Below are 12,164 nucleotides of genomic sequence, written 5' to 3' on the forward strand. Positions count from 1 at the left end.
CGCCGCCAAGCGAATAAAACAATCGGGCGATTGCTTCGGGATAGATAATACCCACAAGCTTTGTACTAGTCCATACCTTATGGCCTAGTGCACAATCCGTGAACTACGACTATAATCAAATTACCGACACGCCAAGACGGATATAAAACATATGAAAATAAGCAACTCACTCGAACTATTGGATTGGTTTAAAGGCACCGCCGATATTGACTCTGATTACATGGTTAGCAAACTAACTGGCATATCAAAACAAACACTTAGCAGCATTAGAACTGGCGACCGTGAATTTTCAGAACATTTCTCTTTGCAGTTACTTTTAGTGGGCGAACACCCTGAACCATTGAAAACACTGGCTTTAATTGAAGCTGGGAAGGCTGAAAAGAAGGGTAAACCCGAAATAGCTAAATTATGGCGAAAGAGCGCAGCATAGTAATTTTTACACCCGACATTTTGTCGTTACTATTTTGGGTATTTTCTTTATTTACGGGGCTTTCAGGCGTTCGGTAGGCTTACGATTTATATTATGTTAAATACAGTCGAACCCGCCATTATGACGCTATAACCCTTTAGAGTGATAAAATCGGCCTTACGTGTTGTTTTTACACGTTTTCCCCTAAAACCATTCGATTAATAAAATTAATTGAAGTCGGTTTATCAATCTAAAAAAATCATAGTTAATAATGGAATTATTATGACAAATTTTAAAAATATGCTTTTTCGTGCGGGTTTTATGAACTTTGGCAAACTAGACCGCCGCGCCACAATGGACTTTTTACATATCAAATCTGAACGCACTTTAGAGCGCTGGATAAAAGACAACAACCCATGCCCGCGCGCTGTGGTCATGCTTGAGCAACGCATCAGCGGTGGTATGTCATTGCATAAAGATTGGGACGGCTTTTATATTTGCCGTGATGGGTATTTGTGGACACCGCGCGGCCATCGTTATGACGCGGCATATCTAAACAAGTTAGACTTTTTGCAAAAATCTGTGAGATATAACGAAAGCCATGTAAACGCCCTGCAGAATCAAATAAATCATTTGCATGAACTGGTTGAAGCCAGCGACACACTAAAAACCATTGGCAATGACTTAATCAAACTTTCGGATCAATTAACTATCAAAGATATTGTTTTGAAGTATGGCGATAAAAAACGCGCGTAACGAATTTTTGATTTAACCAGGAGCAACGCCCTATAAAAAAAGGCCGCATTTTAGCGGCCTTTTTACTCCTAGGAGTCCTTTAAGGAGTTATTTATTTTAATGCATCGCTTAGCGCTTCAATTAATTCATCATCTAATTTGTTCGTTGATTTTGCCGCTAAGTGTTTTGCAGTGGCTAAACACACTCGTTTAACAAACGTTTCTGTTAATAGTTTTACCGCTAAGTATTTACCAATTGCTGCTAGCATAATTTATCTTCCAGTTTTTCAATTCGTTTGTCTTGGTTTTCAAGACTGCGTTTTAACCAATAAATATCATTTTTTAGTGTGGCAATTGTTCCAGCAAAACCGCACACATTAACGATTATTACTAGTGTTGTATTTATATCCATGCTCACACCTTCGCCGCCGCTGCTATGCTTTCGCTATCAACAAGCCCACTTAAGAGCGGCCGATACTGATTTTTTAACCGTAAATCGCTATCGAATATTTCATTTAAAAAATCTTCGTGGTCATCGTGCGCCATAGCCATGGCTTTTAACCACTGCATATCAACAATTTTCAACGTGTAGTCGAGTTTTTCGGGATTGAGAAAAAAACCCGCGTTCGGGTATTTAATGTAGTTACTACCATTAACAAAAAACTGTATTTCGGCTAGTACCTTGCTTACTGGCTTTGTAATTGGCGCGGTTAATTCGCGCCCTTTATCAATGAAATTATTCATCACCCAATAAGCACCAAGCAGCGCAATTAATAACGGTGCATTACGTTCGAGTAACTTAACCATAAAACCCCCACTCAAAGCCCTGCGCTATTTCGCTCATGGTATACGGGTTTTGCCCGTTTTCCATTTGCACCATGGCGGCAATCACTGCGGGATATGATGAATCCGTTAAAATATCATCAGCGGGAAAACCTGTTTTTTCACTCACAAAATTAATATAGTTTTGCGTATGGTTTTCGTTACTTGGTGCCCACTCGTTAATGATACTTTCAATCGTGCGAACCCCGCGCCCTTTTTTGGTTTTCATTATTCGCCCTGCTGCTCTAAAGCCATGCAAAGCCGTTTCAAAAATAATAAAACGCCCATCGTCACCGACTTGGCCGAGCCACTTCTCGCGAGCTTCAATGTTTAACGGGTTATTATTGCGAATGCCGCGCGGCGTGTTTGAGCTTGACGGAAGTGCGGCCAACGCCGCACCCCCTGCAACTAACATAAATAACGTTGATTTTTTCATTATGCGCGTTCCTCAAGCACTTGGGCGTACCCTTTTACAGCTAACAATGGGTCATCAGAATAAATCTTTCGAACACTTGAAAACGACAAACTATACCAATCATGTCCAACTTCCGTTACCGCGTCATTATCCAGCATAGACTCAACAATAAAAACGCGGTGAACACCCGCTGACAATGTAACCGAAACGTCTAACGTTTGGTTTTCATATTCATGCCCGTTATGCGTCCCTGTTGAACCGTAACCATCATACTTTTTTAGTAGCTCGCTAGATTGGTCGCCGACTGTAATATAAAAAGCTGGCTGAACTGATATATTTGTCCAATTCCCAAGACCATCAACCCCTTTCGACTTGTGGTTTATTATCGCCTTTAAATTAAACGGTACACCATCCAGCGCATTTGGAACGTCAATATCAAAAAAATCAACCCCGTTCTGTTCCAGTGCCGAACGCCCCGCCCCTTGTTGCGCGTACTTTATTCTACCTTTATCACCTGAAAAAATACGCCCAGCTTCATCGCTTACCCAATAGTAAACATCACCATAGATTTGCAAATCAAAGCTTTCTTCTTTCTTGAATAACCGCCCGTTAGTCACTAGCCCGCTGTTTGATGTCATGTTATCCCCGCCTATGTAAATATCCACATCAGCGCTTATTTTTGCGTTAATTCTGGCTGGGTCTTCATTCATTAACAAATTTACACCATGTCTCAATGGTACTTCATACCCCCTTACTGCTCTAACCCTGTCCGCCTGCTTTTCAAATTTATATTTGAAATTTGAAAACCAAACTATAAAAATTTGGTCTATTTCAGATTCAAACTGAAGCCGAGCACAGTTTAAATTAGATAGGTTATCCCCCTGTGATATATCAGTATCCAAAACCTTTGACCCATTAACATCAAACCCCATAACGCGCAACCCGTTACCCGCCTTTATAATTGCAAGCTCTCGCCCCGCTTGGTTTACATCGACAATTTCGCCTTGTTTTATTATTTTCTTAATCTTCATTATTTACGCCCCATAAAAACCACGGCAAGAATAGCAACGCCACCCAAACCTATGACGATATATTTCATTGTTTCATTTGTGCTTATTGCCAATTGCTGACCATCTGAACGCATTGAATTCTCTGCAAATTGCATTGCTTGAGTATGTGCGCTCAATGCTTGGTCGGCTGCACCTTCGTATGCTTGCCTTGTTTCATCCATTGCGGCCTGTGATAAATCAGCCGAGCCAATTGCAAAATCACGCGCTAAATTCGAGTTATTATCAATCGAATAATAAGCCAAATCAGCCATGTTATTATTGGCATCACCAAGCGAATCAGACACGGTTAAAATTGCGTTATTGGCAAACGCGGTATTATTTCCATGCATACTTGCTGCTAAATCTGCAACGTCTCGCGCTAAGTCGCTATTTTCTTTTATTGACGTATCAGCGAGTGCATTTTGTGCGTTAATACTATCAGTCGCTAAGTTACCCGTTAATTGCAAGGCTTCACTTTGCGAGTCTTGCATTGCACTCAACGCATCAGAACCAAATCCAAAGGCCTGATTTTGTGAGTCCTGCATAGCATTCAGCGCATCAGAGCCAAACCCGAAAGCGCTATCTTGAGCCTTTTCCCCAAAGCTAAATGCATCTGTTAGCGCATCACCCGCAACATTAAGCGAGTCGCGACCGAATGCCGCCGAATCACTAAATAAATTACCTGCCAAATCTAACGAGTCTCGGTTTACATCACTTGCAAAATTCAAAGAATCATTATTTACACCCGCAAATAAATTCATCGAATCGCCTGCAAAATCTAACGAATCTCGGTTTACATCACTTGCAAAATTAAACCCGTCCGCTGTCATATTTTCAGCGGCGCGCGTCATATCTCGCTGGTTTCCTGCCATATCTCCCCAAACAGAAACAAGGCCATCAACTAGCCCATGGTCAGTTTGAGTAATATTAAAATTATTACCATTGCCCGATGCCATTAACCCGTTATTATCACCCTGAGCCGCTAAGCTCGTACTTGTATTGCTAGTGTTTTGCGCACTACTAGACCTTGATTTACTACCCATTATTGAACCGCCATTCTATAAACTGCGTAACCACTCGGCGCAGTTTCGAAAAAATTAAAATTACAATGCTTTAAGAGCCGCGCGAGTGCTGGGCGTTTGGTGTGAAATAGAATAAACGGTAAGTTTAGTTTTTTAGCCAATTCGATAACCCAAAAACTAGCGGCTTTTAAGTTTTGCCCCTGAGCACATACAACCGTGAGTGCTTCACCGTCAACACGTAAAACGAAGTAAACGCCGCAAATATTTACAAATCGCGAGCGCCCTTTTATCACTTCGTTTTTAATGTATTCAAAATCAGAGGGCGAACCCGCCGCCCCCTTGATTTTGTGTATTTCATCAGTAGAGCAAAGCATTATTTTTTAAACAAAAAAAATGCAAGCAATGCCACGCCGCCAATTATTAACAACTGGTTATTATTGCTTGAACCGAAGTTAATAGAGCCACCATGAAAACCAACATTTGCCGCTTGGTCTCCTGTGCCCGAACTAGCGGCACTTGAATTGCTTGCACTCATACCGCCGCCGCCCATTACTTAGCGGCCTTTTTTGCTTTGATAAAATCGCGGATATATTCAGCGGCAACGGCTGCAATAATTGCAACGCCTACGCCTTTCGCGAATGCTTTTAAACCTTTTGAACTCATGATTTAGCCACCTTTAAAAGAACACCAACAACAAGCAAACCACCAAAAGCCATAATGACTTGTTTTTGCTTGAACCCGAAAACCATGGCCTCAGTTACCTGTGCGCCAGTCGGCTGAGTTTTTGGCACATCAGCAACAACCGCGCCGCCGTTGTCTAGCTCAACAACTTCTTGAGATTGACGACCAACACCCGCCGCGTTTTTCATAGCTTGCACACCTTCATACTGTGCATAGACATTCATAGCATTGCTGAGCGCTGAATTTACAAAACCGCCAAAGTTACCCCAGTTCGTTTGGTCTGGCGCACCCGTTGGTAATGCTTGTTGCGGTAGGGCTGCGGCATTAGCCGCACCCCCTGCCATACTTGTAATACCCATCATAATTAAGCCCCTTAAAACGAGCTGTTAGCGTAACTATCGTAGTAATGAACAACGATTTCACATTGACCTTCGGTTTCTGAATCAATACGTAAGCGCATATCATTAATCGCAGGGTCAAGCATTAGCGCGCCGAATGCGTCACCATCAAGCATCAAGTCAATAGAATGAACGTCCGTTACTGGCTCGCGTTCGTTTTGAACTAGAATTTGATTGTGTAGCGTTTTTGGAATGTGTTCGCGCCATTGAACGTTATTTACTAAAAATTCAGCCGATGTAATACCCGCTTTTTTAATTTCAATTAACGCAATATACGCACCTTTAGGGCGTGGGATATTTTCAACTTCATTCATGCCCGCGCTAAAGTTATGTAAAAACGAACGGCGTTTGAACAACCAGCCCGGTGCTTTTGGTGCTGACTTTTCCGCGTAAGCTTTAATAACTGGCGCGGCTGCATCTTCTGCAATATCAAACTTAATTTGTGCAAGCGTTAAGCCTGTTGTACCAAGTGCAAAAAAGCGCTGCTCAACTAACTGCGGCTGTTGCGCGCTTTTAATTTCTGAGCGAACAAAGTGAATTGTTGCTAAACCGTCTGCAACTTCACGCTTGTAGTATTTGTTTTCGTTTAACAAATCCGTAAGCGTTTTGTATTCAGTAAGAACACGGCCGTTTAGTTCAACTTTAATATTTTTAATTTGGTCTGGAGTCACGCCAGCATACGAAAAATGAACCTTATCGTAAGTAAGGTTTACAGGAAGTGTTAGCGATACAGTGCCGCCAGCCGCTACGCCAGTAATTTTATTAAGTGGTGCAATGTTTCTCATGTGCTACCCCTTAACCTAAAATAATGCGTTTAACGTCACGCGCTGCGCGAACATTACTAAGAGCCGCTAAAACCGCAAGCGTAATGCCTACAGTGATAAAAGTGTTTTTATTAACCATTGTTTAATACCCAATTTTGATGAATGGCGAAATGCCGTTAAAATTCGGTATTCAATAAATCAACTGTTTCGCTCTTTGGTCTATTGCGTTTCGCTCCCCCTATAGCGAAAAAGAGCGAAATTCGCTCTTTTTTTAATTGCCTTGCTCTGGTTTTAGAAAGGCATAAATCAATTCTTTTAATTCCCACTCATCGCAAACCTGCACTACTGGCTTCCCCCCTTTTCTTCTTTCCCCAAAATAATAACGGACACGCATCCCTTTTGATGGTGAGTATTCCCAATAAATACCAGCTATAGCGTTTTCAACGCGTACCCCTTCAATATCTATTTGCCTTACAAACTCGCTGCTGTAAATATGGCTATTACTTTCTTTCATTGCTATTTCGCAACTGTCATTTAACTGTTTAATTATCTTTTCTGCTTTTTGGTGCGCTAGTGAGCGCGCCTTTCTTCTGTACTCTGGGTCATACCCCATTTAATTCTACTCCTCGAAAAAAAATAAAGCCGCTTAACTCACCAAAGAACCAAGCAAGAAAAAAAGACACTACAGCCGCAAGCCAACAGGCCAACCCTGATTTAACAGTATCAAAACCCAAAACCAAAATAACAGCGGCACCAACTAGCAACAAACAACCAAAAACTACAAACATCAAGCAAACAACAGCAAACGCAACACCAAATAAAACAAAAGCCATCACTCCCCCTTATAGAAATTTGAAAGCGCGGTTATTGCACCTTGCTTGCTGCACTCTCTCAATCTTTTTTTGCAAGTGCATTTGTGAGTGCAACAACCTGTTTTTATAAAGTATCTAATCTCGCCAAGACCATTTATTTCTATAGTTAAATTAAACCTTCCTTTACTACCGCCATAAGTTAAATTATAAGAGCGCGACTCAATACAAAACCCCTGAACCAACGCTTTAGGGTCACACAAAAATAAATCATCAAGTGAATTTATTGCTTTTTCAGCTATCAACATTAATTGTCTATTTAAAATAAAATCACCCATCACAACCTCGCCAACTTTAGTTAAAAAAGCGTTCATTTCTAACTGCCCCTTAACTGTTTAAACGTTAGCTTTTCGCAATTACCAAAGTCTATGCATGACTTATCAATGTTAATGCTGTACGGGTCAATATTACCAATGCCGCCCGCTGACTTTACAAGGTAGTGCAAACGCTTTTTGGAGTGCTGCCCGTTCATCTTGCTTAGCTGAATTACATCGTTTAAATCTGCATCTAATTCGACCGCAATTAATTTTGCATCGTGCTTTGACTCCTGAGCGCCTAACACTTTTCGCGGGGAGTTATTCCAAATTGTTTTTGGCACCTCCTGCGAGCGCTGAAAAATAGTGTGAAGCACTAAACCAAACTTGCGGCCACCTGTTGCCATTTCACCCACTATCGAATCATCTTTACCCGCAGTGTTTGAAAGTTTTGCTAGTTCTTCAATAATTACATCAAGTCGGCGTTTACCGTCTGCCGCTGTCCACATTAAACGGCCAAACCAATGTAACTCTTTTTGCTTGGCCTCTTTTAGCTGTGATTGGCTTAGCGATTCGCTAAATACGGGCGAATACGCGACCACGAATTTTTGCCCACTTCGCCATGCATCAGCGAACGCCATAGCGAATTTTTGTCTTGTGCTGTAGTGATAAACAGGCCGACCGCCTAAACCGTTGAATGGTGTATTTTTTCGCGCATCAAATTTGTAATCGCCGTACAAATCGAAAATAGCAACTTGCATACCTTTCAAGCCAGTTAACAGCTTAACGGCGGCGGTTTTGCCGCCACCCGTACCAGCCAAATAACAAACATGCAAAGCATCTAATTCGTTGTTTGGATTAATTGCCACTGGCTACCACCTCGCCCGTTTCATTAAATTTATATTCGCTTTTTTTCGCTGCTTTTTCCGCTTTTAATTCTTCGGCTTTCGCTAATTTAATTTGTTTCCATATCGAAAAACCAGCCATTGAAACAACAGCTAAAAGCTCCAATTCTTCACGGTATGCAATTAACCACGGCGGCAACTTCATACCGCGCGAATTTTTAATAACAACAGGCACGGCTTTTTGTGCAATAGCCTGTTTTGTGTCGTTGTCGATTGTTACGGGATAATCAAAAAGAGACTCAACAAAGCCCGCACCCGTATCAACAAAAAAAGCTGCTGCGTCTGCTGCATCTTCGGGGCTTAATTCTTCGCTTTCAACTTCGCCCGATTCGCTCTCGCTTTCGCTATTCGTTTGCTGTGTAAACGCATCAAGTTCGCTATAGGTTTCGGCTTGAACATTATCGTCTAATTCCTGCGATTGCTGCGAGTCCTGCGAATGCTCCAAAGATGAAAAACCCGAATCCATTTGAAGGCCTTGCATGGCTGCTGCTAAAACGGTCGGTTTCGTTTTCAATTCGCTGTGATGGTTCGCCATTTCGTTTTGTAATTGTTCCACTGTCATTTGCTCCACTGTCATTTGTTTTGGTCTTAGCTTCATTGTTAATTCGCTCAATTTCGTTTTTTACTTCCTGCGGCATCCACTCGCCGCCGCTGGCTACTTCTTGCTTAACTGGTTCGCTATTTAAAGCGGGCATTTCTGGCGGTTGCTCGTCTATCGCTTTTCGCCATTTCGCTTGTAGAAGTTTGCCGCTACGTTTATCCATGCCGCAATTCTCACAATAGAAATACAATAATTTACGCCCCGTTTTTTGCTGGCGAACAACACCAAAGCCGCCGCACCCGTCACAACCTAACGCCCCTAAATCGGGGTTACTGGATTTAGTAGCCATTAGCACCCCCATTCACTAAATCATCTAAATTACATAAACCTAAAATTTGCTCGACCTTATCGAGCCTGTGCTCAATATCTGCCACAAGCTCGACCGCATCAGTCAATATGCTTTCGGCCGCTTCAATTTTCTTACCTGCTTGCAGCTTATTTAATTTTTTAGCCGCCTGTATTTGCTCTTTAATTTTGATTAATCGGTTACTAGCCATTTCATAAAACCCCGTAGTTATCGACAGGCTCGAAACGACTGTAAAAATCGCATAGCGCTGTCATTGAATCATCGTAAAATTTACGCGTTTGTTTAAGCAGTTTATTAACCGCTGTTTCTTCTGCCTTTTCGCTTTCAACGTCTGCACTTGTTGAATTTAAAAAAGATGTTTTTAACTGCCAGCCGCGAACGCCTATAGCCCAATCAATAAAGCCAACAAAAGCCGTTTCACTGGCAAACTTAGCAACGCCACCAAGCGCGAAATTGCCGTTTAATTCGCTGGCTAATTCGCTCACCTTTTCGCTAACTTTCTCCAATTTATTTTCAAGCTTTTCAATAAATTGCTGGCGCTTTTCGCTAAATGTTTTTTTATTTACATTGGTTAGCTTTTCAATTGTTCCAAGTGTTTTTTTAAGCTCTGATTGTTTAATTGTTTTTCGCTGTTTTTTCGCTTCAATTCCTTGCGCGTATTCTTGTATTAACCCGTACATGTGTTGCGCTTCATGGGTCGCGCAATTTTCCCACCCTTCTGCGCGCGCATACTTTGAAATGTTGTAACGATTACCGCGTATTTCACCCTGCGAACCTTCGCCGCCTTTCACCATATAGCCAAGTGCTTTTAGCAGATAAGCGGCGGCGGCTTTAGCGTTTTTAATTCGCTCGATTGTTACAAACCCCTGATTCCAAAGTTTTTCAATACGTGCCGCCCACTCATGAAAAAATACCGGGTCAACATTCCAGCGCATCAAAACGTGCGCGTGATAATTTTGTTCGCCAATGCATTCTATTTCGTGCTTTTCACCCGCCCATTCATACACTTTTGAGCCGTGTTTTTTGCTTGGTGCTTCAGCACACCATAAATAATCAAATACAGGTTTTGACTCAATGCCAACGCACTCAACAACACCCCATGAATAAACGCGCTCATTACTATTTAATAAATCAGATTCAACGCGGCCACTTGCACCAACGCTTGATACTTTGCCCCACGGATAAAGTCTATCGGCACGGCCTACACATTCCACTTTGCCCCATTTGTATTTTTTAGCGCTTGGCGTATCTGATATTTTCCCTGTAGCAACAAAACCGCGCTTGTGCATTTTTCCAAGCGAATCAAAAAAGCGGCTTAGCTCTTGCCCAACCGTGGCGCGTTCAAACTTAACGGCGGTAAAGTCACCCGCCGCAATTTCTTCACTATGAATTAATTCACCGCTTGCGCTGTACACTGCATCAATAACAGAACCCGCCGCGCGCTTTGCTACTTTTTGATAATGATTGTTATCAATTCGCCATCTAGCCGCCGCGTTTAGTGTTACTGTTGTAAACGAATTAAAACCGCCTTTAACCGCTTGCATATATAAACCACTATCAACAATTTTCCCTCTTGCACGACTTGTAACCGTTTGCGTTACCCTGTCCCCTGTGTTTGCGTCTGGCGCATCACTGGCGCGGGTATTTTGAGTGCACACAATTCGATAATCGCTCGACCAATTACGGCTTTGAAAATGAACTTTCGCCGTTTTATCTGCTTCAAGCGGCTTGCTGGCAAAGTGTCCGCGCTCTACTTCCTGAACTCTTTTTCCGCGAACCTCGCCCGTTTGAATATCGAGTGTTTCATCGGCGTTTATGCATAAGTGCTGCGCGCGCTCCTGCGGCGTAAACTTATTTACAGCCGCCGACATTAACTTATTAAAACTAAAAGCCTGAGCGTCCAACAGCGAACGTTTAGAGCGTGGATTATCGTCGCTTTTTAATCGTGTCGGACTTTTGCGCCTTTTGACAAGCCTATCTTTTTCCGCTTTCGCGGTCGCTTCGCGATAACCTTTTGAGTGTGACTCGATATAATCCAACCAAGTCAAAGATTCTTCGATTTCTTTTTCTGTTGCTGGCTGAACTGCAAACGCAGAAAAAGCGCCACTTTGGGCGCTTTGTATTGCATCATCAAATATATGCTCGGGTACATTAATCGACATAAAGCACCTCAGATAAAACACTATTTCTAACCGATATCAATTTAAGCAAGTCGTTTATTTGTTCCGACTCACTAATAAAACCGTTTGACTCAAGCAGCGCGATATCAGCTAAAACACACTCTTTTTCAAGCATGCCTATAGAGTCGCCATTCTCGCATAAGTGGTATAAATTCTTTTGCAACCTTTCGGCTCTTTCATGAATGATATTAATTAACGTGCTCATATCCACCCCGCCTTTGAATAATAAGCGGCTGCTTCAAGTGCTTCATAACGTACCAACTGATCCGAACTTTGATAATTGCGTTCGCGCTCTTCCTGTATTTGAATTTGCTTTTCGCGTTCTAATTCTGCTTTCTTACTTTTGAAAGCTAACTTTAACTGCGCCGCTTTTCCGCGCGCATAACACCAATGAGATTCATCGGTTTTTAATTCTGTGATTTCTTGCGTGTATTGGCTCATGATTAAAGCCCCGCGTTTATTGCTTTGCGTTTAATTAGGTCTGCAAAATTTGCATACCCGTTACGCGATAGGATTTTACATTGCAAAGTAACCGTCATAGCTTTTAATGCTTTTAGCTCTGGCTCTGAATTATTTTTCTTTTCGTCATTTATTAATTTCAGAACTGGCTGAATTTCAGCAATTAAAGCGCGTAGTAATTTGAATTTTGAACCGTTAACTAATTGACACATATAAAACCCCTTGGCGTGGATTTGGTTAAATTATCGTGCTTGGTTTGAGTGCGGCGGCTACCCCTAAAGCAGTAACCGCCACC

23 protein-coding genes are annotated in these 12,164 nt (G+C 42.1%); 2 read left to right on the plus strand and 21 right to left on the minus strand.

Features of this window, described 5'->3' with window-relative positions; all coding sequences use genetic code 11:
• Positions 1 to 151 precede the first annotated feature (151 nt).
• The gene (locus tag CXF89_RS00005; RefSeq protein ID WP_121953426.1) at positions 152 to 430 is read left to right on the plus strand and encodes a hypothetical protein; all 279 of its coding nucleotides are present in this window, start codon (positions 152 to 154) and stop codon (positions 428 to 430) included.
• Between the two features lie 261 nt (positions 431 to 691).
• On the plus strand, positions 692 to 1,165 hold the full coding sequence (locus tag CXF89_RS00010) for a DUF3653 domain-containing protein (protein ID WP_121953427.1): 474 nt from the start codon (positions 692 to 694) through the stop codon (positions 1,163 to 1,165).
• Positions 1,166 to 1,256: 91 nt separating this feature from the next.
• Here the strand turns inward: CXF89_RS00010 and CXF89_RS21125 are convergent, their stop codons facing one another.
• The 21 genes from CXF89_RS21125 to CXF89_RS00100 form a co-directional block, all read right to left on the minus strand.
• The gene (locus CXF89_RS21125) at positions 1,257 to 1,412 is read right to left on the minus strand and encodes a hypothetical protein (protein WP_180961360.1); all 156 of its coding nucleotides are present in this window, start codon (positions 1,410 to 1,412) and stop codon (positions 1,257 to 1,259) included.
• Positions 1,406 to 1,555 (minus strand): hypothetical protein, encoded by a 150-nt coding sequence (locus tag CXF89_RS21130; RefSeq protein WP_180961361.1) that lies wholly within the window; start codon positions 1,553 to 1,555, stop codon positions 1,406 to 1,408. Before CXF89_RS21130 ends, CXF89_RS21125 begins: the two co-directional genes overlap by 7 nt.
• Positions 1,556 to 1,557: 2 nt before the next feature.
• On the minus strand, positions 1,558 to 1,950 hold the full coding sequence (locus tag CXF89_RS00015) for a hypothetical protein (protein ID WP_121953428.1): 393 nt from the start codon (positions 1,948 to 1,950) through the stop codon (positions 1,558 to 1,560).
• Complete coding sequence (locus CXF89_RS00020; RefSeq protein ID WP_121953429.1) at positions 1,943 to 2,401, minus strand: virion protein; 459 nt, start codon at positions 2,399 to 2,401, stop codon at positions 1,943 to 1,945. Before CXF89_RS00020 ends, CXF89_RS00015 begins: the two co-directional genes overlap by 8 nt.
• Positions 2,401 to 3,411, minus strand: coding sequence for a hypothetical protein (locus tag CXF89_RS00025; RefSeq protein WP_121953430.1), 1,011 nt, complete (start codon positions 3,409 to 3,411; stop codon positions 2,401 to 2,403). Before CXF89_RS00025 ends, CXF89_RS00020 begins: the two co-directional genes overlap by 1 nt.
• A complete protein-coding gene (locus CXF89_RS00030; RefSeq protein WP_121953431.1) occupies positions 3,411 to 4,472 on the minus strand; it encodes a hypothetical protein in 1,062 nt (353 codons plus the stop codon). Before CXF89_RS00030 ends, CXF89_RS00025 begins: the two co-directional genes overlap by 1 nt.
• On the minus strand, positions 4,472 to 4,825 hold the full coding sequence (locus CXF89_RS00035) for a hypothetical protein (RefSeq protein WP_121953432.1): 354 nt from the start codon (positions 4,823 to 4,825) through the stop codon (positions 4,472 to 4,474). Before CXF89_RS00035 ends, CXF89_RS00030 begins: the two co-directional genes overlap by 1 nt.
• On the minus strand, positions 4,825 to 4,986 hold the full coding sequence (locus CXF89_RS21135; protein WP_180961362.1) for a hypothetical protein: 162 nt from the start codon (positions 4,984 to 4,986) through the stop codon (positions 4,825 to 4,827). Before CXF89_RS21135 ends, CXF89_RS00035 begins: the two co-directional genes overlap by 1 nt.
• Before the next feature lie 124 nt (positions 4,987 to 5,110).
• Positions 5,111 to 5,494, minus strand: coding sequence for a hypothetical protein (locus tag CXF89_RS00040; RefSeq protein ID WP_257983171.1), 384 nt, complete (start codon positions 5,492 to 5,494; stop codon positions 5,111 to 5,113).
• 11 nt (positions 5,495 to 5,505) lie between these two features.
• Positions 5,506 to 6,315 (minus strand): major capsid protein P2, encoded by an 810-nt coding sequence (locus CXF89_RS00045; RefSeq protein WP_121953433.1) that lies wholly within the window; start codon positions 6,313 to 6,315, stop codon positions 5,506 to 5,508.
• Between the two features lie 250 nt (positions 6,316 to 6,565).
• Positions 6,566 to 6,907 carry a hypothetical protein gene (locus CXF89_RS00050; protein ID WP_121953434.1) on the minus strand — a complete coding sequence of 114 codons (342 nt, stop codon included), beginning with the start codon at positions 6,905 to 6,907 and terminating at the stop codon, positions 6,566 to 6,568.
• A complete protein-coding gene (locus tag CXF89_RS00055; protein WP_121953435.1) occupies positions 6,897 to 7,127 on the minus strand; it encodes a hypothetical protein in 231 nt (76 codons plus the stop codon). Before CXF89_RS00055 ends, CXF89_RS00050 begins: the two co-directional genes overlap by 11 nt.
• Complete coding sequence (locus CXF89_RS00060; RefSeq protein ID WP_121953436.1) at positions 7,127 to 7,477, minus strand: hypothetical protein; 351 nt, start codon at positions 7,475 to 7,477, stop codon at positions 7,127 to 7,129. The genes CXF89_RS00055 and CXF89_RS00060 overlap by 1 nt, the downstream gene beginning before the upstream one ends.
• 2 nt (positions 7,478 to 7,479) lie before the next feature.
• Complete coding sequence (locus CXF89_RS00065; protein WP_180961358.1) at positions 7,480 to 8,286, minus strand: P-loop NTPase family protein; 807 nt, start codon at positions 8,284 to 8,286, stop codon at positions 7,480 to 7,482.
• A complete protein-coding gene (locus tag CXF89_RS00070; RefSeq protein WP_180961359.1) occupies positions 8,276 to 8,803 on the minus strand; it encodes a hypothetical protein in 528 nt (175 codons plus the stop codon). Before CXF89_RS00070 ends, CXF89_RS00065 begins: the two co-directional genes overlap by 11 nt.
• Positions 8,721 to 9,212, minus strand: a complete 492-nt coding sequence (locus CXF89_RS00075) for a hypothetical protein (protein ID WP_121953438.1) — start codon at positions 9,210 to 9,212, stop codon at positions 8,721 to 8,723. The genes CXF89_RS00070 and CXF89_RS00075 overlap by 83 nt, the downstream gene beginning before the upstream one ends.
• A complete protein-coding gene (locus tag CXF89_RS00080; RefSeq protein WP_121953439.1) occupies positions 9,202 to 9,420 on the minus strand; it encodes a hypothetical protein in 219 nt (72 codons plus the stop codon). Before CXF89_RS00080 ends, CXF89_RS00075 begins: the two co-directional genes overlap by 11 nt.
• A gap of 1 nt (position 9,421) precedes the next feature.
• Positions 9,422 to 11,392 carry a BAR domain-containing protein gene (locus CXF89_RS00085; RefSeq protein ID WP_121953440.1) on the minus strand — a complete coding sequence of 657 codons (1,971 nt, stop codon included), beginning with the start codon at positions 11,390 to 11,392 and terminating at the stop codon, positions 9,422 to 9,424.
• Positions 11,382 to 11,615 carry a hypothetical protein gene (locus CXF89_RS00090; protein WP_121953441.1) on the minus strand — a complete coding sequence of 78 codons (234 nt, stop codon included), beginning with the start codon at positions 11,613 to 11,615 and terminating at the stop codon, positions 11,382 to 11,384. The genes CXF89_RS00085 and CXF89_RS00090 overlap by 11 nt, the downstream gene beginning before the upstream one ends.
• Complete coding sequence (locus CXF89_RS00095; RefSeq protein ID WP_121953442.1) at positions 11,612 to 11,851, minus strand: hypothetical protein; 240 nt, start codon at positions 11,849 to 11,851, stop codon at positions 11,612 to 11,614. Before CXF89_RS00095 ends, CXF89_RS00090 begins: the two co-directional genes overlap by 4 nt.
• A gap of 2 nt (positions 11,852 to 11,853) precedes the next feature.
• Positions 11,854 to 12,081 carry a hypothetical protein gene (locus CXF89_RS00100; RefSeq protein WP_121953443.1) on the minus strand — a complete coding sequence of 76 codons (228 nt, stop codon included), beginning with the start codon at positions 12,079 to 12,081 and terminating at the stop codon, positions 11,854 to 11,856.
• Positions 12,082 to 12,164 lie beyond the last annotated feature (83 nt).

The organism is Pseudoalteromonas sp. MelDa3 (assembly GCF_002863625.1).
GTDB lineage: Bacteria > Pseudomonadota > Gammaproteobacteria > Enterobacterales > Alteromonadaceae > Pseudoalteromonas > Pseudoalteromonas arctica.